Source organism: Aminobacterium mobile DSM 12262 (assembly GCF_000526395.1).
Classification (GTDB): Bacteria; Synergistota; Synergistia; order Synergistales; family Aminobacteriaceae; genus Aminobacterium; species Aminobacterium mobile.
Map to the genome: position 1 here is coordinate 1,151,769 of NZ_JAFZ01000001.1, position 23,543 is coordinate 1,175,311.

26 protein-coding genes and 1 tRNA gene are annotated in these 23,543 nt (G+C 41.3%); 23 read left to right on the forward strand and 4 right to left on the reverse strand.

Annotated features, from left to right (window positions below):
* Positions 1 to 3 precede the first annotated feature (3 nt).
* Genes K360_RS0105590 through K360_RS11010 form a run of 5 tightly spaced genes read left to right on the forward strand, consistent with a single transcriptional unit; the run spans position 4 to position 4,010 of the window.
* A complete protein-coding gene (locus K360_RS0105590; protein WP_024822199.1) occupies positions 4 to 837 on the forward strand; it encodes a purine-nucleoside phosphorylase in 834 nt (277 codons plus the stop codon).
* Positions 830 to 2,140 carry a thymidine phosphorylase gene (locus tag K360_RS0105595; protein ID WP_024822200.1) on the forward strand — a complete coding sequence of 437 codons (1,311 nt, stop codon included), beginning with the start codon at positions 830 to 832 and terminating at the stop codon, positions 2,138 to 2,140. The genes K360_RS0105590 and K360_RS0105595 overlap by 8 nt, the downstream gene beginning before the upstream one ends.
* Entirely contained in the window at positions 2,137 to 3,078 is a 942-nt protein-coding gene (locus K360_RS0105600; protein ID WP_024822201.1) for a M23 family metallopeptidase, read from the forward strand. The genes K360_RS0105595 and K360_RS0105600 overlap by 4 nt, the downstream gene beginning before the upstream one ends.
* A gap of 19 nt (positions 3,079 to 3,097) precedes the next feature.
* Positions 3,098 to 3,592, forward strand: a complete 495-nt coding sequence (locus K360_RS10615; RefSeq protein ID WP_024822202.1) for an NUDIX hydrolase — start codon at positions 3,098 to 3,100, stop codon at positions 3,590 to 3,592.
* A gap of 13 nt (positions 3,593 to 3,605) precedes the next feature.
* On the forward strand, positions 3,606 to 4,010 hold the full coding sequence (locus K360_RS11010) for a translation initiation factor (RefSeq protein ID WP_024822203.1): 405 nt from the start codon (positions 3,606 to 3,608) through the stop codon (positions 4,008 to 4,010).
* A 12-nt stretch (positions 4,011 to 4,022) separates the two neighbouring features.
* Here the strand turns inward: K360_RS11010 and K360_RS0105615 are convergent, their stop codons facing one another.
* Together K360_RS0105615 and K360_RS10625 are read right to left on the reverse strand one after the other, a co-directional pair.
* Positions 4,023 to 4,370, reverse strand: a complete 348-nt coding sequence (locus tag K360_RS0105615) for a nucleotide pyrophosphohydrolase (protein WP_024822204.1) — start codon at positions 4,368 to 4,370, stop codon at positions 4,023 to 4,025.
* Between the two features lie 259 nt (positions 4,371 to 4,629).
* On the reverse strand, positions 4,630 to 5,052 hold the full coding sequence (locus K360_RS10625) for an OsmC family protein (RefSeq protein WP_034326295.1): 423 nt from the start codon (positions 5,050 to 5,052) through the stop codon (positions 4,630 to 4,632).
* 90 nt (positions 5,053 to 5,142) lie between these two features.
* Between K360_RS10625 and K360_RS0105625 the strand changes: the two genes are divergently transcribed.
* Positions 5,143 to 5,577 carry a hypothetical protein gene (locus tag K360_RS0105625; RefSeq protein WP_024822205.1) on the forward strand — a complete coding sequence of 145 codons (435 nt, stop codon included), beginning with the start codon at positions 5,143 to 5,145 and terminating at the stop codon, positions 5,575 to 5,577.
* 246 nt (positions 5,578 to 5,823) lie between these two features.
* Complete coding sequence (locus K360_RS0105630) at positions 5,824 to 6,531, forward strand: SAM-dependent methyltransferase (RefSeq protein ID WP_024822206.1); 708 nt, start codon at positions 5,824 to 5,826, stop codon at positions 6,529 to 6,531.
* A gap of 299 nt (positions 6,532 to 6,830) precedes the next feature.
* Here K360_RS0105630 and K360_RS0105635 read toward each other — a convergent pair.
* Positions 6,831 to 6,929: transfer RNA gene (locus tag K360_RS0105635), tRNA-Sec, on the reverse strand.
* A gap of 182 nt (positions 6,930 to 7,111) precedes the next feature.
* Between K360_RS0105635 and K360_RS0105640 the strand changes: the two genes are divergently transcribed.
* Positions 7,112 to 8,356, forward strand: a complete 1,245-nt coding sequence (locus tag K360_RS0105640; RefSeq protein WP_024822207.1) for a Zn-dependent hydrolase — start codon at positions 7,112 to 7,114, stop codon at positions 8,354 to 8,356.
* 60 nt (positions 8,357 to 8,416) lie between these two features.
* Positions 8,417 to 8,911, forward strand: a complete 495-nt coding sequence (locus K360_RS0105645) for a QueT transporter family protein (RefSeq protein ID WP_333595859.1) — start codon at positions 8,417 to 8,419, stop codon at positions 8,909 to 8,911.
* A gap of 31 nt (positions 8,912 to 8,942) precedes the next feature.
* Here the strand turns inward: K360_RS0105645 and cysS are convergent, their stop codons facing one another.
* Complete coding sequence (gene cysS, locus K360_RS0105650) at positions 8,943 to 10,364, reverse strand: cysteine--tRNA ligase (protein ID WP_024822209.1); 1,422 nt, start codon at positions 10,362 to 10,364, stop codon at positions 8,943 to 8,945.
* 87 nt (positions 10,365 to 10,451) lie between these two features.
* Here cysS and K360_RS0105655 point away from each other — a divergent pair, with 87 nt between their 5' ends.
* The 14 genes from K360_RS0105655 (at position 10,452) to K360_RS0105720 (ending at position 23,537) form a co-directional block, all read left to right on the forward strand.
* Positions 10,452 to 11,948 (forward strand): excinuclease ABC subunit UvrC, encoded by a 1,497-nt coding sequence (locus tag K360_RS0105655; RefSeq protein WP_245587084.1) that lies wholly within the window; start codon positions 10,452 to 10,454, stop codon positions 11,946 to 11,948.
* On the forward strand, positions 11,926 to 13,035 hold the full coding sequence (gene ribD / locus K360_RS0105660; RefSeq protein ID WP_024822211.1) for a bifunctional diaminohydroxyphosphoribosylaminopyrimidine deaminase/5-amino-6-(5-phosphoribosylamino)uracil reductase RibD: 1,110 nt from the start codon (positions 11,926 to 11,928) through the stop codon (positions 13,033 to 13,035). The genes K360_RS0105655 and ribD overlap by 23 nt, the downstream gene beginning before the upstream one ends.
* On the forward strand, positions 13,017 to 13,679 hold the full coding sequence (locus tag K360_RS0105665; protein WP_024822212.1) for a riboflavin synthase: 663 nt from the start codon (positions 13,017 to 13,019) through the stop codon (positions 13,677 to 13,679). The genes ribD and K360_RS0105665 overlap by 19 nt, the downstream gene beginning before the upstream one ends.
* Before the next feature lie 26 nt (positions 13,680 to 13,705).
* Positions 13,706 to 14,947 carry a bifunctional 3,4-dihydroxy-2-butanone-4-phosphate synthase/GTP cyclohydrolase II gene (locus K360_RS0105670; RefSeq protein WP_024822213.1) on the forward strand — a complete coding sequence of 414 codons (1,242 nt, stop codon included), beginning with the start codon at positions 13,706 to 13,708 and terminating at the stop codon, positions 14,945 to 14,947.
* 23 nt (positions 14,948 to 14,970) lie between these two features.
* On the forward strand, positions 14,971 to 15,462 hold the full coding sequence (gene ribH, locus K360_RS0105675) for a 6,7-dimethyl-8-ribityllumazine synthase (RefSeq protein WP_024822214.1): 492 nt from the start codon (positions 14,971 to 14,973) through the stop codon (positions 15,460 to 15,462).
* A complete protein-coding gene (gene serS / locus K360_RS0105680; protein WP_024822215.1) occupies positions 15,455 to 16,738 on the forward strand; it encodes a serine--tRNA ligase in 1,284 nt (427 codons plus the stop codon). The genes ribH and serS overlap by 8 nt, the downstream gene beginning before the upstream one ends.
* A gap of 153 nt (positions 16,739 to 16,891) precedes the next feature.
* Positions 16,892 to 18,640 carry a WecB/TagA/CpsF family glycosyltransferase gene (locus K360_RS0105685; protein ID WP_024822216.1) on the forward strand — a complete coding sequence of 583 codons (1,749 nt, stop codon included), beginning with the start codon at positions 16,892 to 16,894 and terminating at the stop codon, positions 18,638 to 18,640.
* A gap of 7 nt (positions 18,641 to 18,647) precedes the next feature.
* Positions 18,648 to 19,115, forward strand: coding sequence for a CBS domain-containing protein (locus tag K360_RS0105690; protein ID WP_024822217.1), 468 nt, complete (start codon positions 18,648 to 18,650; stop codon positions 19,113 to 19,115).
* Complete coding sequence (locus K360_RS0105695; protein WP_024822218.1) at positions 19,099 to 19,440, forward strand: hypothetical protein; 342 nt, start codon at positions 19,099 to 19,101, stop codon at positions 19,438 to 19,440. Before K360_RS0105690 ends, K360_RS0105695 begins: the two co-directional genes overlap by 17 nt.
* Before the next feature lie 44 nt (positions 19,441 to 19,484).
* Entirely contained in the window at positions 19,485 to 21,392 is a 1,908-nt protein-coding gene (locus tag K360_RS0105700) for a V-type ATP synthase subunit I (RefSeq protein WP_024822219.1), read from the forward strand.
* Complete coding sequence (locus K360_RS0105705) at positions 21,377 to 21,595, forward strand: ATPase (RefSeq protein WP_024822220.1); 219 nt, start codon at positions 21,377 to 21,379, stop codon at positions 21,593 to 21,595. Before K360_RS0105700 ends, K360_RS0105705 begins: the two co-directional genes overlap by 16 nt.
* Before the next feature lie 10 nt (positions 21,596 to 21,605).
* Positions 21,606 to 22,244 carry a V-type ATP synthase subunit E gene (locus tag K360_RS0105710; RefSeq protein ID WP_024822221.1) on the forward strand — a complete coding sequence of 213 codons (639 nt, stop codon included), beginning with the start codon at positions 21,606 to 21,608 and terminating at the stop codon, positions 22,242 to 22,244.
* A complete protein-coding gene (locus K360_RS0105715) occupies positions 22,156 to 23,253 on the forward strand; it encodes a V-type ATPase subunit (protein WP_024822222.1) in 1,098 nt (365 codons plus the stop codon). Before K360_RS0105710 ends, K360_RS0105715 begins: the two co-directional genes overlap by 89 nt.
* Before the next feature lie 17 nt (positions 23,254 to 23,270).
* The gene (locus K360_RS0105720; RefSeq protein ID WP_024822223.1) at positions 23,271 to 23,537 is read left to right on the forward strand and encodes a V-type ATP synthase subunit F; all 267 of its coding nucleotides are present in this window, start codon (positions 23,271 to 23,273) and stop codon (positions 23,535 to 23,537) included.
* Positions 23,538 to 23,543: the final 6 nt, after the last annotated feature.

Here is a 23,543-nt window from a genome sequence, read left to right on the forward strand (position 1 = left end):
GAAATGGATTATAAGAGAAAAGTTCTTGAAGCCTTAACATGCATCAAAAAAAGAGTGACAACACAGCCTCAGGCAGCACTTGTTCTTGGTTCTGGATTGGGAGGACTTGCTGACTCTATCCAGCACCCAGTCATCATACCGTATAAAGAAATTCCTGGTTGGCCTATTTCCACTGCTCCTGGTCATGCAGGTCGCCTTGTGTGTGGCTTCCTCGGCAACGTCTATGTTGCTGTTATGCAGGGGCGGGTGCATTTTTATGAAGGTTACTCTATGCAAGACATTGTTTTCCCTGTACGTGTTTTAGGTGAGTGGGGGATCCCTTATTTTATCGCCAGCAACGCTTCTGGAGGGATCAACCTTGGATATGTCCCTGGCGATTTAGTCATGCTCTATGATCATATTAATTTTATGGGAGTTAACCCACTCGTAGGTCCAGTTTTCTCAGAGAAAGAAGAGCGGTTCCCAGATATGTCTTATGTTTATGATAGAGACCTGTTGGATATAGGAGAGGCAGTGGCGAGAGAAGAGGGTATAACTGTAAGACGCGGCGTTTACATTGCTTTTTCAGGCCCATCCTATGAAACCCCAGCAGAAGTGCGCATGTGTAGAACTCTTGGGGCAGATGCTGTAGGGATGTCTACTGTACCTGAAACCATAGTTGCTCATGCTATGGGAATGAAAGTTTTCGCGCTGTCTTGTATAGCTAATTATGCGGCAGGTATTACAGCGCAAAAACTATCGGAAGAGGAAGTTATTAGAGAAATGGGTAAAGCTACAGGTGCGTTGACCACTCTTCTTCGTGGCCTTCTTGCTAAAATCGGAGTGGGAAATGTTTGATATTTTGCGATTTCTTGAAGATAAAAGAGATGGCAGAGCTCATTCTCCAGAAGAACTTAAGACTTTTGTAGAAAAATTTTATCAGGGAAGTATTCCAGACTATCAAGTAAGTGCTTGGCTTATGGCAGTGTTTCATCAAGGACTCTCCCAAAGCGAGCTGAGGTCCTTTACTGAGGTTTTGGCTTCTTCTGGTCATAAAGTAGAGTTCCCTTCTGATATTAAAATTGTAGATAAACATAGTACAGGTGGCGTGGGGGATAAGACCACCCTTGTAGTAGTTCCACTTGTTGCCGCTGCTGGCGTTTCAGTGGCTAAGCTTTCAGGACGAGGATTAAGCTTTACAGGTGGGACAGTAGATAAGCTGGAAGCTATACCTGGCATGAATGTGCATCTCTCTCTCGAAAACTTTATAGAACAAATACACCATATTGGATGCGCTATTTCAGGTCACTCTCTAGAACTTGCACCAGCAGAGGGGCTTTTTTACGCTCTTCGAGATGTAACGGCCACTGTGCCGTCTCTTCCTCTTATTGCCAGCAGCATCGTGAGTAAGAAATTAGCGGGAGGAGCCTCTCGGTTTGTTTTTGATGTAAAGTGTGGTAAGGGAGCTTTTATGACAGATCTTGAAGAGGCCAGAGCTTTAGCGCAAATGCTTGTCTCTCTCTCAAAATCTCTTCGTCGGGAAAGTATGGCATTGATCACGGCAATGGATCAACCTTTAGGGCGATGGGTAGGGAATAGTATGGAGGTATTGGAAGCCATAGAAACCTTACGCGGATGCGGCCCCGCTGATACTGAAACCCTTTGTTTGCATCTCGCCGGAGCTATGCTTTATTTGGGGGGAGGAGCAGAAACTTTTGCAGAGGGGCTTTGTCAATGTAAAAAAGTATTGAAAAATGGAGCAGCCTTGCAGAAGTTCAAAGAACTTATTCAGGCTCAAGGTGGAGAAGCAGCGGTATGTGATACCCCTGAGCTTTTCTTGAAACGAGCCCCATTCGAGTATGTTATTGCTGCAGATCGCGATGGGTACCTCAACTCTATAGATGCTCGGCAGGTGGGGGAAGGAATTAAACGTCTTGGTGGCGGAAGGGCGACAAAGGAAGATATTATAGATCTATCTATAGCTATAGAAATATGTGGAAAAATAGGAGATTTTGCAAAAAAAGGAACTTCTTTACTTAAAATATATTACTCTGAGGAAGGGAAACTAGAGCAGGCTTTACCTTTTTTTCAACAGGTAGTTTCTATATCTCAAAAGAAACCTGTGCCACAAAAACTTATAATGGAGATTGTTAACGCATGAAATCCAACTTCTTTCATTCTTTATACATATCTATCGTTAAAGTGTTAGCTCTATCTTTTTGTTTGTTATTTGGATCGGTTTCCATTGCCCAAGGGCGAGAAATAACCGTTTCGTGCCCACTTGATGTAGAAATTGGAGTCCCTTTCCTTCTCTCTATTACAGCTCTGGAAGGCTCTGTTTCAGGAGAAGTTGTGTGGTGCGACCAAATTATCCCCTTCGAACTCTTGCCTTCTTTATCAGAACAGAGGAAGGATTTCCTTTTAGGAACAAATGTAAGAACGGCTTACCCTGGGAAAGCTACTTTGATTGTAAAAGTAGTGGCAGAAGGGGAGCAGAAACACTTGGAGTTCCCCTTGATAATAAAGGCGAAAACCTATCCAGAAGAACATCTTACTCTCCCTAACCATATGGTAACGCCTCCAAAAGCAGCATTGCAGAGAATAGCGAAAGAGCGAGCAGAGACCCGTAAAGTGCTCCTTCACATTAACAAGGAATCTCACTGGGAGTTACCTCTCTTCAAACCAGTAGATGGCGCAGTTACCAGCGTATATGGTAAGAGAAGAGTTCTTAACGGGAGGCCTTCAAGTCCTCATGCTGGCGTGGATTTTAGAGCAGCACAAGGAACTAAAATAAAAGCTGCTCTTGGTGGTGAAGTAGTGTTAGTGGCTGATCATTATTTTAGCGGACGTACTGTTTTTATAGACTCTGGTTCTGGTGTTATTTCTATATACGGACATCTATCCAGGCCGTATGTAAAAAATGGAGATTTCGTTAAAAAAGGGGACGTCATAGGCGAGAGTGGGCAAACAGGGCGAATAACTGGGCCTCATCTTCACTTTTCTCTATCCCTTCAAGGGCAATTAGTAGATCCAGCACCTCTCTTTTTATTGGATCAAGAATCAATTATTTCTCGGAATCAAAAATATTTTTTAGAATAGAGGGCAGGGAGGCTTTTGTATGAACATGTGCGACTATGCCTATAATTCTATAGTAGTGTTTTGTTTCATTATCGAAGGGAATAGGCTGTTGCTTATCCATCGAGAGCAAGATCCCTACAAAGGAACTTTAACAGTGCCAGGCGGAAAGAAAGAACGAGGTGAAAGTATATCTCAAGCGTGTATCCGAGAGGTACGAGAAGAGACCGGATTTGTCCCATGTGCTTTAGAACTGGCAGGAGTTGTTCATAACTATCAAGAGGGCGAGGGGCATGAAACGTTAACATTCTATTTTACTTGCCATTCTTTTTCGGGAGAACTTCGGAGTGGAGAAGAGGGGAGAGTGGAATGGTACGATATAGATGCGAGTTTCTCTCTTAAAGATACAAACCTTCACTATTTACAAATAGCCCCCTTTGTATTTGCGAGAAAGGGAAAACCGTTTGAGGGGCAGATTGTAACTTTAAAGAATGGAGAAATTATACGGTCGACCCTAGACTACTTAAAAGATATTTAAAGAGGCGAAACATATGGCGAGGAAAAAAAATAATGAATACAAGCTAGATAACGAACCTTTATATAATAATCCTTTCCGTTCTCTTTTAGGTGAATCGGAGTTGTCTTTAGAAGAAAAGAAGCACAATGACGAAGTTGAGGAAAATTTTCTCTCTCGTCAGGATGTTTCTCTCGGGGAGATTTTAAAGGGGAAAATAGTTCTTAGAATTGAGAAAAAAGGACGTTCTGGGAAGACGGTTACGATTGTAGAAACCCGTTCAGGGACTCTTGAAGAAAAAAAAGTTTTGGCCCGTTGTTTGCGCAGAAGCCTTGGATGTGGTAGCACAGTAGAAAATGACCTCATAGTAGTTCAAGGAGATCAGCGAGACCGAATTAAAAAAATTTTGGGAGAAAAGGGGAGCAAAAATATATCCCTTTAACTGTATCGCTTCTTAAAGTCGGTTGTATTTCGTGGCTTTACCTTTTGAAAGAGCGACGGGGTATTTTATCCCATTTTTTTCTATTTTATTGTTTACAGCCTTCTCTAAGTCAATAGAAAGCTTGTCACAAATACGGAGGAGATAAATGGCTATATCAGCAACTTCTTCCTCAACGAATATCTTATCTTCTTTTTTGGCTATTTCGTAAGATTCTTCTTCTGAGAGCCACTGGAACAGTTCTACCAATTCGCCTGTTTCACCAGCTAGAGCCATCACCAAATTTTTAGGGGAGTGGAATTGCTCCCAATCTCGTTCTGCGGTGAAAAATCGCAAGCGTTTTTGTATTTTTTCTACATCCATATAGAATAACCTCCATAAAAAAACGATAAGAGAGAGGGATATACTCCCTCTCTCAACTAGACTTAACTTAACATTATAAGAATACCATAGAAGAGTGAAGGGGGAAAATGGCAACAGCATGTGAAAGACCTTTTAGAAATGTTGCATCTACTAAATTTGCAACACTTAGTGGATGAGTAGCGTACTTCGTATGTATTTTTTGTACCAAGGCTGCTAGCTGTTAGAAAAAACGATTTAGTTTTAGCATAACTTTATACCTTTATAACTCTGGATTTTGTACTAATCTCAATACTTTTTTTAATGTTATCCATACAGGAGATATTTTTTCTGCTTGCAATATTGTATTTTGAAGATCTAATTCACTAGCGTCACTAGATTCTAAAATAGCTTCAAAATCGATCCTTTGGAGCGATAAAGGTTGAGTTCTATTTATGCCTATTGCATTCATCCTGAATCCCGAGACATTTCTCCCCATTTTCCTCAATAAATACACAATCGTTGTACTTACGCATCCTGCAAAACCCATTAGTAATAATTCGAGACCTTTATAACCTCGTCCATCACCTAAAGGGGGCAGGTAATCAAAAATAATCGGATGGTCAGGATTAGTTTTTGATACGCCATTAAATTGAACTTTTTGATTTGTTAGTTTTACATTTACTTCTGACTGGTTATTATTCACATTAATTCCCCTTCCTTTAATTGACTAAATTTTATATTGCTACAATAAGATCATTTGTAAAAAATAAAAAACAAATATGGAGGCTCTATTATGAATCTAGAAGAAAAATTAAAGATGTTACAGTTGTGTTATGTTGCTGCTCTTGCTGATTCAACCTTACGATATAGTAACGAGGGGATATTAGAGAAAATAACGGAACAGAAGCGCAATGAACAAATGGAAAATGGAGCGATGTTAGCTGGAAAATTTGGTGTCCAGGATCCTAAACGAGCATTTGTAAATGTACAAAGTTTGTTTGGTTGTGCCAGTTGGAATTGTGAAGATGTTGCAGATGGTTTTTTTGCAGTGAATATGAGTTGTACGTTGTGTTCTATGTGTAAAAAGATGGGAACAAATAGTCCGTGTCAACTCTTTTGCCTCTCCCCAATAGAGGCTATGATTAGGAGTATAAAACCTGATTCTACTTTTTCTATTCGAAAAACGTTATGGAATGATGATAAATGCATTGTCAAGGTAGGTTTATAAATAGATTAATCCTGTTTTAGATAAGAAGTGTATTTTAATATATTATTACATTACAATACATTCAAAAAATATTATTTGCTCAAGAATGGTCGATGCAAGATATTTTATGCTCGTTGAATTTAATATATGGTGTTCGCTAGATTTAGAAGGTATCAGTCAGACGAGGTGAAAGAGTCAGTCGAGCCTTTCTGTTCTGTTTTGAAAAAAGGAGGAAACAACCCTACAAATAAGAGAGGAATGTAAAAAATGAAAACCAAAAGAGAAGATTTATTTACTCGGGAATTCTTACTTCAAAACATGATGGGACCTAATTGTATCAGAATTCTTGATGAGCTTTTAACTTCAGTAGAATTACATTCGGGGATGCGTGTCTTAGATTTGGGTTGCGGCAGAGGACTAACATCAATTTTTCTAGCAGGGGTATATGATGTTGAAGTATTTGCTACAGACCTATGGATTGATGCGACAGAAAATTATGAACGGTTCAAGCTTGTTCAACTTGACCATAAAACTATTCCAATTCATGCAGATGCTCACGAATTGCCCTATGCTAAAGGTTTTTTTGATGCGATTATTAGTATAGATGCATATCACTATTTTGGTGCTAAAAGAAGCTTCTTAGACGAATATATAGTCCCCTTAACTAAAAAAGGTGGCATTATAGCAATTGCCGTTCCTGGATTGCAAAAGGATTTTTTTAATGATGTTCCTGAAGTATTGAGACCTTATTGGCAAGAAGACATGAATTTTTATTCAAGAAGTTGGTGGCATTCTTTATGGGAAGAGTCTGAGAAGGTGAAAATAGAGCAGAGCCTATCTTTGTCTTGCCATGAAAAAGCATGGGAAGATTGGTTAGAATGTGACAATCCACACGCGAAAAGAGATATAGAAATGATGAAAGCTGAAAATAACCAATATTTTGACACCATAGGGTTAATAGCAACAGTAAAATGAATAACATATCGATAATGTTGCATATAAAAGCCAAAGACAAACTTTTAGTGTCCACAGTTTATACTGTGTCCAGTCCATAGCCCGTTTTCGCTTGTCATAGAGCGGGAGTGATGATAAAGAAAAGCCGACTACCATATGAATTTTTACCCTCCTTTCTTCACCTTTTTAATCACAACTTAACTACACTGTGGTAAGTGTGTGTAGCAATGTGTGTAGCAAAGTGTTTATAAGGCTTTAAGGGTACAAATTCCAGTAATCGGCTTCTGAAAAGTCTGTAATATCAAGGCTCCATAAAAAAATGGCGGAGGCGTGTGAGAATCGAACTCACCAAAGACAGCCAACGCCGCCTCTCGGCCGGATTTGAAGTCCGGGGGCCCCACCAGGAACCATTCGCCTCCACAGAACAATTGATAATTGTAAATGGGAAAAGCAAAAAAGTCTAGGTGTGGTGAGGGGGTATAATACTTTTAATTGTTCCTTATGCAAAAGTTACTTCGTGCTCAATTTTCGTACTCTTATAAAACGACCTTTAGTATGGCATAATTTCTTGAAAATAATTATAAGAATTGGGGAGTAGATTATGTTTGAAGCTAATGTCCGTAGAATACAGCAAGATTTGGAGACCATATCGACGTTTACAGCTACACCTGGCAACGGAATTACTCGTTTCTCTTTTACGGATGAAGATCGAAAAGCAAGAGATTTTATCTGCTCTAAAATGAAAGAAGCAGGTTTGCATGTATATACCGATGCCGCAGGAAATCTTTTTGGTAGAAGAGAGGGTTTAATAGGCCAAGGCCCAATAGTTATGGTAGGGTCTCATTTCGATTCAGTTCGTAATGGCGGCATGTTTGATGGCCTGGCAGGCGTTGTGACAGGATTGGAAATAGCGCGGATTTTACATGAGCACAATATCCAAACTCAATACCCTATAGAATTTGTAGCCATGATAGAAGAGGAAGGATCTCGCTTTGGCGCTGGACTTTATGGAAGTCGAGCTATGGCTGGTCAAGTGTCTCAAGAAGAGCTGGATGGCTTTTATGATGAGGAAGGGGTTCCCCTTCAAGAAGCATTGCAAGAGTTTGGTTTAACTCCTTCTCGTTTTAAAGAAGCGATAAGGCAACCTGAAGATTTAAAAGCATTTATTGAACTTCACATAGAGCAGGGACCCGTATTAGAAACTGAATCTATGGAGGTAGGTATAGTAAATACTATTGTTGGTATTACACGGTATGACATAGAAATTACAGGTCGTGCCGATCATGCGGGGACCACACCCATGCATATGAGAAAAGACGCTCTTTTGGCAGCTTTGGAAGTGGCACGTGACGTTCACCATGCAGCTTCTGAAAAAGGGGAGGGAACGGTGGGAACTGTCGGGAAACTGGTTGTTTATCCAGGTGGATCTAATATTGTACCGGGCAAAGTGCTTTTCACTGTAGATATACGCTCTACGGAGCAGAAAAACATAGAGAATGTGGTTTCTCGAATGAAAGATACTCTTAATAGAATAGAGAAAAGTGAGGGATTTACCATTCAAATAGAGCAGAAACTTCTTATTCCTCCCGTGCGTCTTTCGCGAGAAATCCAGACCTATTTTATAGAAGAAGCGAAAAAGCGGGGAATACGTTATCGTTCTATGGTAAGTGGTGCTGGCCATGATGCCATGATTATGGCGGATCTTACAGAAGTAGGTCTTATTTTTGTTCCAAGCAAAGATGGACGTAGCCATTGTCCAGAGGAGTGGACGGATTATGAGCAACTCAAGAAAGGTGTAGATGTTGTTTTAGGAACAGTGATGAAAATAGCCAAGGCAATAGTATAGGTATTTAATGAGGGGATATATACTTTAACGATTCCTGGGTAACTTTTGTTGGAGGAAACAATGATGAATAGAAAAGTGAAGCAGTTTTTTAACGTTAAAACTATAGTTATTTCGAGTTTAATAGCAGCAATTTATGCAACATTGACGATCCTTCTGGCTCCCATCTCTTATGGCCCTATACAAGTCAGGGTATCTGAGGCCCTTACTCTTTTACCATATCTTTGGGTAGAGGCAATTCCGGGGCTTTTTATAGGTTGCCTCATTTCTAATTTTGTCGGGGGGTTCGGTTTAATAGATGTTGTTTTTGGAAGCATTGCGACTCTTGCCGCTGCTGTTGTTACCAGTCGTATGCCCAATCCCTACATGGCAGCAGTCCCTCCTGTGGTGTTCAATAGCCTTATCGTAGGGGGATATTTATCTGTTCTCGCAAAAATGCCTTTTACGTACACGGCCCTGTATGTAGGATTGGGAGAAATAATAGCATGCGGGTTCCTCGGCATTCCGTTGGTTATCTTCCTTGAAAGGAAAGTATTAAAGCGCGAGGGGAAAGATTAAATCCCTCCCCTGCGCTTTTTTATACCACTTATTAAAGTTCTTTTTTCCACTTCGTTCCTTCTGGAGTGTCCTCTAGAATAATACCTTTAAGAGCTAATTTATCTCGAATAGCATCGGATTTAGCAAAGTCTTTTGCTTTCCGGGCATTGGCTCTTTCCTGAATAAGACGTTCTATTTCTGCTATATCTATGTCCCCGCTTGAGCCCTCAGATTCTAGATTGATAATACCCATGATAGAGTCAACTTTTTTAAAAAATGTTTCTATAGCACTGCAAGCCTCGGGGTCTAGGGTATTATTTTCTTTCAAGTATGTATTGGCGAGGCGTACGACCTCAAAAACGGAGCCAAGCGCACCTGCTGTATTGAAATCATCGTTCATTTCTTCGTGGAATTTAGAGTCAGCTTGGCGAATTTCCTCAACGAAAGCCCGCGTACCTTCTTTTTCTTCTTGTGCTCTAGTCTCTTTAGCGTACTGTAGGTCGGACCAGCAGTTTCTTAGCCGCTCTACTGCACCAGTTGCCTGGTTAAGTCCCTCTTCGGAAAAGTTAATAGGGGAACGGTAGTGAGCACTTAACATGAAGTATCTGATAGCTAAAGGGGAATATTTCTCTCGAGCTTTTCTTACTGTAAGAAAGTTCCCTAAGGACTTAGACATTTTTTCTTTATCGATAAGCAGATAACCGTTGTGAAGCCAGTATTTCACGAATTGTTGTCCCGTCGCTGCTTCTGCTTGAGCGATCTCGTTTTCATGGTGAGGGAAGATAAGATCACTTCCACCTGAGTGGATGTCAAAACTGTCCCCTAAATATCTCGTAGACATAGCGCTGCATTCGATATGCCATCCAGGGCGTCCCAATCCCCACGGACTTTCCCATGCTGGTTCCCCGGGCTTCTGCTTTTTCCAAAGGACGAAATCGAGAGGGTGGTGTTTCTGTTCGTTAATATCGATTCTTGCTCCTGATTGTAGCTCTTCAATACTTTGTTTGGAAAGCTTTCCATACTCAGGGAAACTTTCTACACTAAAAAATACATCTCCATCGACTACATAGGCATGTCCTTTATCTACTAAGGTTTTTACCGTTTTTACAATGTCTTCCATATGTTCTGTAGCTCGGGGATGAATGGTGGCGCGATGGACACCGAGAGCATCCGCATCTTCAAAATATTCATCGATAAAGCGATTAGCGAGCTCTGCAACAGAGATACCTTCTTCATTAGCTCTTTTTATCATCTTGTCGTCAATATCGGTAAAATTCTGTACGAAAACTACGGAGTACCCTAATTTTTCCAAATACCGTCTAAAAACATCAAAAACTATGAAAGGGCGAGCGTTACCAATATGGAAATAATCATAGACTGTCGGTCCACAGCTGTAAAAGCCAACTTCCCCTTCCTTGAGAGGAACAAAGGGCTCTTTTTTTCGTGTTAGATCATTGTATAGAACAAGACTCACTCTATCCACCTCCAATTGCTAGAATACATTATAATATGGTGTTATATTCCATGAACGTCAAGTAAGGATATAGGGTGATAAAAAAGAATGCACAACGATGATTCTTTAATGGTAAACCCAAAAATAAAAAACATAGTAAAAAATCTTCCTCTTCGGCCTGGCGTGTATATTATGCGCGATGAAGAAGGGAATGTCATCTATGTAGGAAAGGCTAAATCTCTTCGGAAACGGGTTTCTTCATATTTTAGACATCAGGGTTTTGCTTCTCCGCGGCTTCGTAAGCTTGTTGAAACTATAGCAGACATTTCAACTATTCGCACAGAAACAGAAGCTGAAGCTTTAATTGTAGAATCGAGACTTATAAAGAAGTATAAGCCCTTCTTTAACATAGATTTGAAGATGAACGAACGATATCCTTATATAAAAATTACTAATGAACGATTTCCTCGCCTCGTCATTACACGAAACAAAGAGGATGATGGCTCTATTTATTTAGGCCCCTATATCAGCGCGAAAGACGTAAGAGTGTTGTTGCGTCTCATAGAGAGATATTTCCCTTTGCGTTCTTGTAAAGCCGAAGTACGACCTGATAAAAGACGGCGTCCTTGTCTTAACTATGCTTTAGGTCGATGCTTGGCTCCATGTGCGGGGTTATGCGGTGAAACGGAATATAGAGAAAGAGTGGACGATATCGTTTTATTACTTCAAGGACGTTCTTCTGAACTTGTAGAACGAATGCGGAAAAGGATGGAATTATCGGCATCTGATCTGGATTTCGAAAAGGCCGCACGGTATCGAGATACTATTCGTGCTATCTGGCGCTTATCGAGACAGAGAGTTCCTACAAGTCTTCAGGAAGATCTGAATGCAGAAACATGGGATACGCTAAACCAGCTACAAGAGATACTGAAAATGGATACGTTACCCTGGAGAATTGATGGTTTTGATATTTCCCATATGTCTGGACGGGAAACATATGGCGTTGTTGTGGTTTTTGAACAGGGTGTAGCCAATCCTTCTTTATACCGCCGTTTTAAAATCCGCACGGTGGAAGGCATAGACGATTTCCGTTCCATGGAAGAAACCGTTCATCGTCGATACCAGAAGGTGCTAGAAAACAATGAGCCCTTACCACAACTTATTCTTATAGATGGTGGGCCAGTACAGCTGGAATTTGCGAAGAAGGCTCTGTCTGATCTTGCCCTTGTAACTATTCCTGTTATTTCTCTGGCAAAAAGAGAAGAGCTGATATACCATAGCGAGAAAGAATTGCCAATTCGGCTGGATTGGGCAGATCCTGTTTTACAGCTTTTGCAGAGGGTACGAGATGAATCTCACCGTTTCGCTATAAAAAGTCATCGCCGAGGACGGGGAGTGAGGTTGACCCGCTCTAGGTTAGAAGATATTCCTGGTGTAGGTAAGCATACAGCGGCGTTGCTCCTTTCTCATTTTGGCAGCATGAAAAAAATAGCGACATTATCCCCCGAAGAGCTTACTACTGTAAAAGGGATTGGTCCTGTGTTGGCAAAAAAAATAGTTTCTTTTTTTAGAGGTGAAGAGCATGAGCCTGAAACAGAGGCGTGAAGACGAGTACTTCATGCAAAGAGCTATCAGCTTGGCCTGGCGTGGTACTGGGCATGTGAGCCCCAACCCCAGGGTTGGCTGTGTTTTGGTTAAAGAAGGGCATATTGTAGCAGAAGGGTATCACCAATGTTATGGTTCTCATCACGCAGAAGTAGAGGCCCTCCGTAAAGCCGGTTCTTCTGCTCAAGGGGCCACTGCATATGTAACCCTTGAGCCCTGTTCTCATTTGGGGAAAACGCCTCCATGTGCTCCTCAATTAGTAAAAGCTGGTTTAAAGAGAGTTGTAATAGGAATGAAAGACCCTCATGACGTAGTAAATGGGCGTGGCATTAGAATTTTACAAGATACCGGCGTACCTGTGGAATGGGGGATACTAGAAGAAGAGTGTAAGTGGCTTAATAGAGGCTTCATTCGAAGAGTCCGCGATGGGCGGCCGTGGGTCACTTTAAAAACAGCTTCGACGCTTGATGGGCGCGTAGCTATGCAGAACGGAGAGAGTCAGTGGATTACAGGTGAATCTGCACGAACTATGGCACACCTCCTACGAGGAGAGCACGATGCTATTATGATAGGGGTAGGAACGGTGCTTCATGATAACCCGTCCCTTACTGTTCGGTATACATCTGGAAAATCGCCGCTTCGTATTATTTTAGATACCCATTTGCGAACCCCCTTAGATGCGCAAATCCTCAACGGAGAAGGAACCGTTATTATTGCAGGTTTCTCGTCAAAAGAATCGAAGAAAGCCAAAGAGATGGGAAGAAGAGGGAAGAATGTTCTTTTCCTTCCGGAGAAAGCTGGCAAGGTAGATTTACAAAAAGTCATGTGTGCCTTAACCGATCTTGGGGTTAATATGGTTCTTGTCGAGGGTGGAGCTACGTTAACTTCCTCTCTCTTAGCGGAAGCCCTAGCAGATGAAATATCTCTTTTTATAGCCCCTTCTTTCATGGGACAAGGTATTTCTGCTTTCGAAAAATTTATAATTCCTTCTCTTCAAGAGCTTATTCATGTAAAACTGAGGTCAGTAACGAATGTAAGTGGAGATTTGTGGGTGGAGGGGGTCCTGGCATGTTCACCGGCCTTATAGAAAACATAGGGAAGCTCGTATCTATGACACCTTTTAACGAAGTGTATAAGATAACGATAGAAGCCCCATCAATAGCTTCATCCCTTTACTTAGGACAGTCTGTAGCCGTTTCAGGAGCATGCGTAAGTGTGGTGGCCTATGATACTTCTTCTTTTACAGCAGATTTGATGCCAGAAACACAAAAAAGAACGAAATTTAAGTATTTACGTCCAGGTGCTCTTCTTAATTTAGAAAGGGCTCTTCAGGTTGGGAACAGGCTTGATGGGCATATTGTCAGTGGACATATCGACGGGATAGGGAAGATCGCTGAAATAAAAAATGAAGGGCTTACTCGGCAGCTTTGCATAGAGACAGAGGAGAGTATTACAGAGACGATTGTTGAAAAAGGGTCTGTTGCCCTTGATGGTGTCAGTTTGACTATTATTGAAGTTTCTCGCAACTGGTTCTCGGTAGGCTTAATTCCAACAACGATGAAAGATTGCACTCTTGGACAAGCCAGAATAGGGGAGATTGTCAATATAGAAACTGATATTTTAGGAAAATATGTTTTAAAATTTATGAGTTTTGGAAGAGAGAAAAAAATATCAGATTCTCCCAACGGTCTTACGATAGATCGCCTTCGTGAGATGGGATGGATGCAGTGATTTCAGATAGAAAGGACCGAGAATGGATGAATAGCGAGCAGGAACGACTTTTTAGTTCTATAGAAGAAGCGATAGAGAATATACGTGATGGGAAAATGGTAATAGTAGTAGATGACGACAATCGCGAGAATGAAGGAGACTTAGTGATTGCCGCCGAAAAAGCAACCCATGAAGCCATCAATTTTATGGCTCAGGAAGCAAGGGGATTAGTTTGTGTTCCCATTACACAAGAGAGGGCTCATGAACTACAGCTAAACCCCATGGCACCGAATAGTTCCGATCGTCATGGTACAGCTTTTTTAATTAGTGTAGATGCCCAGGAAGGGACGACTACAGGTATTTCGGCTCATGAGAGAGCTTTAACCGCTCGTTTATTAGCTGATCCCCGTTCATGTGCTGGAGATTTTCTTAAGCCAGGGCATATGTTCCCTCTTGCAGCTCGCAAGGGCGGGGTTTTGAAAAGAGCTGGACATACAGAAGCGGCGGTGGATTTGGCTCAATTGGCAGGACTTTTTCCAGCGGGAGTTATCTGCGAAATAATGAATCCTGACGGGACTATGGCTCGCTTGGATGATCTGGTGATTTTTTCCCAAAGGCATGAAATTCCCATTATTTCTATAGAAGAGCTCATCCGATACCGAAGTCGTCGAGAAAAGCTAGTGGAACGAGTAGCAGAAGTAAAACTTCCCACTGCTTACGGATCTTTTACGGCCTGTGCCTACCATAACATTCTTGATGAGGATCAAGATCGAGTCCACATCGCCTTGGTAAAGGGTGAAGTATCTGGTCAGGAAAATGTCTTGGTTCGAGTTCACTCAGAATGTTTAACCGGAGATGTTTTTGGTTCTCTTCGTTGCGATTGCGGGCCACAGCTGCACGCTGCTATGGCTCAAATAGAAGAAGAAGGGCGAGGGGTCGTCCTTTATATGCGCCAGGAGGGGCGAGGAATAGGCATTGTAAATAAGCTCAAAGCCTATCAGCTGCAAGAGAAAGGCCTTGATACAGTGGAGGCGAATGTTGCTCTTGGTTACGCTCCTGATCTGAGAGATTACGGTGTAGGAGCTCAAATTTTAATGGACTTGGGGTTGAGCTCTATTCGCCTAATGACGAATAACCCCAAAAAGGTTGTAGGATTGGAAGGGTATGGACTGAAAATTACTGAGCGGGTGCCACTTATCATCGAACCGAATAAGTACAACGAAAGATATCTCAGCACCAAAGAAAAAAAGCTCGGTCATATGCTCCATCTTAAAGATATACTTCGTTAGATATAGAAAGGGGGAACATCTCCATGAAAGTATCAGAAGGGAAACTTATTGGTAGTGGCTTGCGTTTTTGTCTTATAGCTTCGCGTTTCAATGAACTCATTTCATCAAAACTTATCGAAGGTGCCAAAGACACTCTTTCTCGTCATGATGTTTCTTATCAAAATATAGATATTATATGGGTTCCTGGGGCTTGGGAGCTTCCTCTTTTAGCGAAAGAAGCGGCTCTTTCTGGCCGTTATGACGGAATTATAGCTCTGGGGGCTGTTATTCGTGGCGATACGCCTCACTTTGATTATGTATCTGCAGAAATGTCAAAAGGACTTGCGTATGTAGCAATGGAGCAGAGAGTGCCCGTCTCTTTCGGCGTCTTGACGTGCGACACATTAGAGCAGGCTTTGCTTCGTGCTGGAAGTAAAGCCGGTAATAAAGGAGCAGAAGCAGCATTGGCTGCTATTGAAATGGCAAACCTTTTGAAAGGTCTTCGCGCAGGAAAGGAGCAGACAGATAATGCTTGAAATAAAATGGATTCGAAACAATTTAGATGAAGTGAAGACGTTCCTGAAAAATCGGTATAACGATTTTGATGTGGATCGTATAGTAGCTCTTGATGAAGAAAAAAGAAAACTTTTGGCTGAAACAGAAAACTTAAAAGCCCAAAGAAATGAAGGTTCTCGGAAAGTTGCAGAAGCTAAAGCCACAGGCAAAGATGCCACTGATCTTATGGAAGAACTTCGGGAGCTGGGCCAACGGGTTAAAGATATAGATGCTGCTGTAGGGAAACTGGACGAAGAGCTTCAGGCCCTTTTGCTTCAAGTTCCTAACAGGCCACATGATTCTGTCCCTGTAGGTAAGGATGAAAATGATAATGTTGAAATTCGCAAATGGGGAACTCCAAAAAAATTTGATTTTGATCCCCAAGCTCATTGGGATATAGGCGAAAAATTAGGGATACTCGATTTTGGAAGAGGAGTAAGTTTGTCCCAAAGTCGTTTCACTGTACTACGGGGGTTAGGAGCCAGGTTGGAAAGAGCCCTTATCAATTTTATGTTAGATCTTCATACTATGCATCATGGCTACAGAGAAATTCAGCCGCCCTTTATGGTCAACTCTCAGACCATGCTCGGGACAGGACAGCTTCCTAAATTTGCTGAAGATCTTTATAAATGTGAAAATGAAGATTTATGGCTTATCCCTACTGCTGAAGTGCCCTTGACAAATCTTCATGCAGGGGAAATTATTCCAGAGGAGCAGCTTCCTCTCTATTACACGGCTTATACCCCTTGTTTCCGTAAAGAAGCAGGAAGCTATGGACGCGACGTACGAGGTATGATGCGACAGCATCAGTTTGACAAAGTTGAAATGGTAAAACTTTGCAAACCGGAAAATAGTTATAACGAGCTTGAGAAATTAACAAATAACGCCGAAGAAGTTCTTCAAAAATTAGAGATCCCTTATAGGGTTATATGCTTATGTACAGGAGACATGGGGTTCGGAGCAAGTAAAACCTATGACATAGAAGTTTGGCTTCCTTTCCAGGATAAATATCGAGAAATTAGCTCTTGTAGTAACTGTGAAGATTTCCAGGCACGTAGAATGGGTACGAGATATAAACCCACAGATGGAGGGAAACCACGTTACGTACATACGTTGAACGGCTCCGGAATTGCCATAGGGCGTACTCTTATTGCTGTTTTGGAAAATTATCAAAGAGAAGATGGATCTGTGGAAATTCCAGAAGTTCTTGTTCCCTATATGGGAGGAGTTCGAGAGATTTCTTTGCCTTTAGCTTAGGCCTTTTTGAAAATTATACTATTTTGATAAAGATCGCTATAAAAATAGCGATCTTTATCCTTTTCCTATGGTAAAGAGTGCAAAAGCCTTGTAAAATTGATAAAATATCACAGTGAGTGTTTTTGCTTGATTTTTTTAAACTTTAGTTGAAAGGTGGGGCTTGTCATAGTCAGCTTTAATTCGCTAATCCCCGATATGAATCTTTTTGCCTTTATTGGCATTCTCGTCATTACATGTTTTCTTTTCCAGAGACTATGCAGGCGTTCTCTCGATAACAGTCAATACAATTATCTTCGAGATATTCTTCTCATCGGGGCATGGATGGTAAGCGGAATTTGGTCGGGCGATCCGGAAGTGACCCTTATTATTGGGGCTTCCGTTGTTGCTGCTGTGATAGGAATGTATCAACACGTTTATCCCCAAAAAAAAATACGTTTCCTTTTCCTTGGTTTAGGTGTTTTATTTGCTGCTGTTGGCCCAAGAATCTCCTTTTTAGGACTACCTCATGGAGAATACTTCTATTTATCAGATTTTATCGCTGTATTTTTAACGGGCCTATGGCTTGCTGTTTTTCCCATTCTCATCCAAGAGCTCGATAATATTCCAGGGATGGCAGGACATTTGCTAGCTGTTTCTTTTTCTATATTGTTAATAGCAACGGCTCTTTCAGGACAATATCTACCCGATGCCTTGTTTACCAGTATGACGGGGCTTTTATTGCTTGGCGTTTTTTGGAGCCGGCACGGACATATGTATCGTCGTCTTGGCGAATCCCTTTCCGCTTTTTGGGGAGTTCTTGTGGCTGGTACGTCTCTGCTCGGCGTTAGCAAGGGAATTACATTCAGTACATTAATGGTTTTGCCGTTAGGATTATTTGCTATCCCTCTTATGGAAACATCGTTGCATTTTGCCAGCTCTTTACTCTCTGCAAATCCCAAAGGGGCGATGGTTATTTATCGTAGCCTTATAGGGAGAGGGCTTGATCATCCTAGTGCTGTGAAGTTTATTACTTCGATTTGTGCTTTAACAGGTGCAATTATAGCCATGTTCCAACTCTCTGAAGGAAAAGCCTTAGTTTTCTTTGTGAGCGGCATTATTATTTTTGCTGGTGTAACCCTCGTCCCTGTTTTTGCTCGCCTTATGAAAAACAGGTCTGTGAAAGGAGAGAAGCCTGACCTTTGGGGAGTGACTATAGATAATGTTTCTATGAACTATGCTATTACTAAAGTGTATTCTCTTCTCAGTCAAAAAGAGGGGGGAGTCCTTATTTCCACCGTTAATTCCCTTGCCGTTCAAACAGCATTAAAAGATGAGGAGTATAGGAAAATTGTGGCCCAATCGGCACTCACTTTAGCGGATGGAACAGGGCTTATATGGGCTTTACGTTTCTTAGGTAAACCTGTTCAAGAACGTATTACTGGCATAGATTTCCTCTGTCAGCTATGTCGTACCGCCAGTGTAGAGGGGTGGCCGGTCTATTTTCTGGGCAGCAAACCTGGGGTAGCACAGAAAGCGGCAGAGAATTTAAAAGAACAATATCCCGGATTGGTTATAGCAGGTGTTCAGCACGGCTATTTTACTGAGAAGGAAGAAGAAAAGGTCATAAAGTCTATTTGTGAGTCTGGAACCCAGTTATTGTTTGTAGGGTTAGGTATTCCTCGACAGGAAAAATGGATATATAAGAATATGAAATCTCTTGGTAACGTTGTTGCTATCGGTATAGGAGGTTCCTTTGACGTAATTTCCGGATCTCTATCTCGCGCCCCTATGCTTATACAAAAAATGGGCTTAGAATGGTTGTATCGTCTTATTCAAGAGCCATGGCGGTGGAAAAGAGATCTGGAGCTTTTTACTTTTGTCTGGCGCGTTTTGCTCACTAAAATTGGTATTATCAGGAGGTAATATTTGAGTGAACACCTTTGCGCGTGAATTAATGCATAAGGACCTCGCAGCAGTAATGGAGGAAGACTCTATCCTAGATGTAGTTCGTATTTTATATAGCCATAATATATCAGGTATCCCAGTGGTGCGAGAAGACTGGGAACTTATAGGCTATATTTCAGAAACAGATATTTTAAAAGCAGCAGTTCCCACCTATTTGGAAGTTTTAGCCCAAAGTTCCTTTCTTGACAACGGAGAAATTCGCCTTGTAGACCGTTTTAAAAACCTCGGCAAAAAAACAGTTAAAGATTTTATGACAAAATCTCCTGTCTTCGTAGATTCGTCGGCAAGCCTCATGACTGTTGCTGACTTAATGCTGCGGAAAAAAATAAAAAGGCTCCCTGTCGTTGAAAACAACAAGCTTATTGGAATTATTAACAGAGATGCTTTCTGTGAGTTTGTTATGGAGGAGCATGAAAGTGACGAAAGCGAATAATCCCCTCGAAAACAACACGCCTCTTGATTTCGTAGAAAAAACCATAGAAACCTACCGTCAAAAATTAGAAGAAGAGCTTGAAAATGAAAAAAAAAGGTTGTTAAAAGAAAAAGGAGAGGCTTTCAACCGTTTAAATTTGATGGAGAAAAATTCCATTGAAAAGGTTGAACAGGAATGGTATGAAAAAGAGCTTGCTATAAAGATGAGGGTCTCTGAGCGCGAAAAACAGTTGCATAGCCAATTAAATGAAGTTATGAAGACGTTAAAGACATCTGGTCGCGTTGCCCGAATAGTGGAAGAAATAGTGGAAGAAATAGTGCCATAAGCAAAGGCTGGAGGAGGGTAGGGGGAAAGGAGATGCTTATTTAATTGATTCGAGATATGTTAAGACTCGCCATATGGGGGGTAACAAGGCGTAAATCTGATATTATTGCAACCCTCCATGATTTAGGCATATTGCATTTAGATCCCCCAAAATCTCTAGACATAACATCCCCACAACTCGATAGGCTAAAGCTTCTTCGCGGGAAGTTGCTTGGCGTTCTAGAGGCATTGGAATGGACAGGTTGGGCAACTCTTAAAGAAAGCGATATTTCTCATGCTCGCTACAGTTTAAATTTGCCCTTCGATGATATAGTGAGTGAAATTAGTCATAGCCTTGATCAATTTTCCAATAGGTTAGGGTGTTCGTTGAACGAACGTAAAGATTTACAAGATCTTTACGTAAAGTTAAAAAATGCTCATGAAATATTGCTTCATTTCCACTCTTTCTTAAGGAAAGATATTTCTGAAGGTTATTATGTCTCCTTATGGTGGATGAACAAAACAGACATGGCAGAAGCACTTACGCTGATTCGAAATGAAATATCTCGTATAGCTCCAATAAAAACGGGAGAATATATGCGTTATCATCCTTATATTCAACCTGACGGAGAAATGCTAGTCGCTGTTGCTGTGAACGAACAATTTTCTGAGATGGCATCTCGAATTATGGAATCTTGTAATGGTGCTCTTTGGAAGGCTCCGAGCGAATATGAAAGGGGAAATATCCTTGAGACTAGTGATGCCATTGAGGAAGGCCTTGATTTACTGCCCCAAAAGCGGAAAGAGCTTGAAAGTGATTTAAAAAATACAGCTCAAATATGGGGGCCCAAACTTGCAGCTATCTATATATTGGCTGATGAAAAGTTAGAGGAAATTTTCTTAGGGAAAATGGCCCATTCTTTAGGAGATGCTTTTTTGATAGAAGGATGGGTCCCTGCAGATGAACTTGAAAAAGTATTATCTTCCCTTAAGAAAAATTATGGTTCTGATATTTTCATTCAATGGCGTTATCCCTCTGCTGCAGAATGGAATGACGTCCCGATTTCTCTTTCCAATTCCACTCTATCTCGTCCGTTCGAGCTTTTTTTAAAGCTACTACAACCACCTCGTTATAAAACAACTGATCCTACATCTGCTATAGCTTTATTCTTTCCCCTATTTGGAGGGTGCATGATAGGAGATGTCGGATACGGGCTCCTTGTTTTTCTACTTGGTTTTTCCCTTCGCAAAAGATCTCAAAATAGAATATGTAATGATTTAGGCGTCATTGTAATATTCATGGCTATATGGAGCATTGCCTGGGGAGTTGCTTACGGAGAGCTTTTTGGTGATGTTGGACATCGTCTTTTTGGAATGGAACCTCTTTGGGTAGAGCGTTCCCATGCAGTTATGCCAGTTATGATTCTAACTATCGTAATGGGAGCAGCTCACATAATCTTAGGGCTTTTTATAGGTCTTTATGAAGGAATAAAAACGAAAAGACGCCATGTGTGGATGGAGAAAACAGGTAATTTATGTGTTTTGTTCGCACTCATAGGGGCTCTCGTAACTCTTAAAGGATGGTTGCCTCAAGAGGTATTCACCATTGCCCTGTCGAGCCTCATAATAGGGTTAATCCTTCTCATAGCTGGAGGAGGTATTGGTGGGCTAGTAGAGTCAATGGGGGCTATAGGGAACATCTTAAGCTACGTTCGAATTGCGGCTATAGGTCTTTCTTCAGCTATCTTAGCTCTTGTGGCTTCAAAGTTTATTGATGTTTTTGGGCTGTCTCTTTTAGGGATATTTCTTGCTCTAAGTGTTCATTTACTTAATTTTGTACTAGCCATTGGAGGAGCTAGTATCCACTCAGCGCGTCTCCACTATGTAGAATTTATGGGTAAATTCTATTCTGGTGGTGGTAAAGACTATAAACCATTTTCTCGGGGGAGGGAATTTAGATGGAGAAGGGGATAATTGCATTGGCGGCGGCTTTAGCGGTAGGTATCCCAGCTTTTGCTACAGCGTTGGCTCAAGCAAAAATTGGAAGCGCTGGGGCTGGAACTGTTGCAGAAAAGCCAGAAACAGCCGGAGTCATGATTATTCTTGAAGCAATTCCTGAAACTATGGTCATCCTTGGTTTTGTTGTTGCCATTATGCTAATTCTTCAATTTGCCTAGGTGATTGAACGTGTCTGAACGCACAAACTCTCAGGATCTTTTACAGTTCATAGAATCTCTGAGGAGGGAGCATGAGCTTAATTTAAACGACCTTAGGAAAAAAACAGAATGGGAGGTAGCGGAAGCAATTGCAACCCAAAGGATGGCTGTTGAGAAACGTATAGTTACTATGCGGGCTGATCAAGAAAACAGGGCTGATGCTTTGTTCCGTCACAATGTAACGTTGGCACATAGCCAATTTCGTAAAAGATTTTTAGACGAATATGATTATTTTGTAAAAGAAATAGAGATAGAAGCTCAGTCTCACCTCAAGAGATTGCGTCAAACTTCATCTCGTTACGAAGATATTATGGCACGTTTGGTATTAGAAGCTATGAATTTATGTACGGGGCCTTGTCGTGTAAAGGTCCTCCCAGGAGATAGTTCTTTTGTTCCAGATAGAGAAGAGATATTAAGCGTAAAAGAGAATCTATCTGAAGAGCTGTGGGGAGGATGTATTGTAACTTCGGAAGATAATATCTTTATTATAGATAATACCTTTAAAACGAGGTGGCAAAGACTTGAGCCAGCCATTATTAGAAAGATTTCTAGGGAAGCTCGAACAATTCTTCAAGATACGGAGTTCATGCGAGAATTACGGATATCTTAATGCTCGTATTCGGGCTCGTATTTCTAATTTCCTTACAGATGGAGATTATCAGAGAATAGCAGAGGGGAATTTAGAAACCTTTGAACAATACCTCCTCGAAAGCCCTTATTCCGAGAGCTTTCGTTTCCAGTTAGTAATGTCCCATAAAGGGATTCTTCGTCGTATAGAAGCTGCTATAGCCCATCATGTTAGTCGACAAATGCGTTTCCTTAGAGAAAAGGCGGAAGGTGAGGCTCAGAAACTATTAGAAATAGCATTGGCTCGCTCAGACCTGCTAAATGGAAGATTGATCCTGAGAGCTTCCTTTAGTGGGAACCGTGGGGGGGGAGAACCCCAGTGGCATAATTATGGGGCTTTGCCGGAAGAGTTTTATGGGGAACTATGGGGGAACCAGATAACATCCTCAGATATTATTGGGAAGTGTCGAGCTAATGGTCACCCTTTCGCCCTTATTTTAGCCCGAGCTATTTCCGAGATGGATCATTCCAGAGACATTGTTAAGGCCGAACGATTCCTATTGCAACATATGCTGGATTTTGGCTGGCAAACTATTGCCTCGTTTCATTCAAAAAACAGCCGGATGCTATCAGAATACTTAGGGCGATCTATAGATATGTGGAATTTAGGAATCTGGCTTCGATGGCAAAACGAGTATATTCAAAAGAATGAAGCCGTAGGTATGTACATACCGAATGGTAAATGGCTTTCTCGAGAGCGCTTATCAAAAAACAGCTCCCTTAAAGAACTTGTATATTTGACCCCTTGGCAGAAGACGTTAGAAATGGAAGGGAAACAATCTCCTCATGATTATCAGAGAAGTTTATTTGTAGAATTTATGAAGTGGCAAGCGAACTTATTTAGAGGGGATCCTCTTGGGATTGAAGTGAGCTTAGGTTTTATGGGTAAATATTTTATCGAGTGGCATAATTTAAATCTCTTGGCAGTAGGGCTTTCCATAGATTTGCAGAAAGAAAATCTTTTATCCAAGCTTATTCCTGTAAGCTTTTAGCTGGAGGGCAATAGATTATGGCATCTCAAGAAAAACGAGCTGTAGTTTTAGGAAAACAATTGTTTGTAGATCTATGGAGTCTGGAAGGCTTTGAAGGGATTGTGTGTGAGAATCCTTCGGATATTGCTGGTACATATCGTGAGTTACTGGAAGAATCAATTGCTTTTATTATCGTGGAAGAACAATGGTTTAATGAACTTCCCGATACCTATCGTAAACGGTTTGAGAAGATGCAAAGACCAGTGTGGATCCCTTTCCCTTCATTACTTCTGGGAAGGGACTGAGAGAGG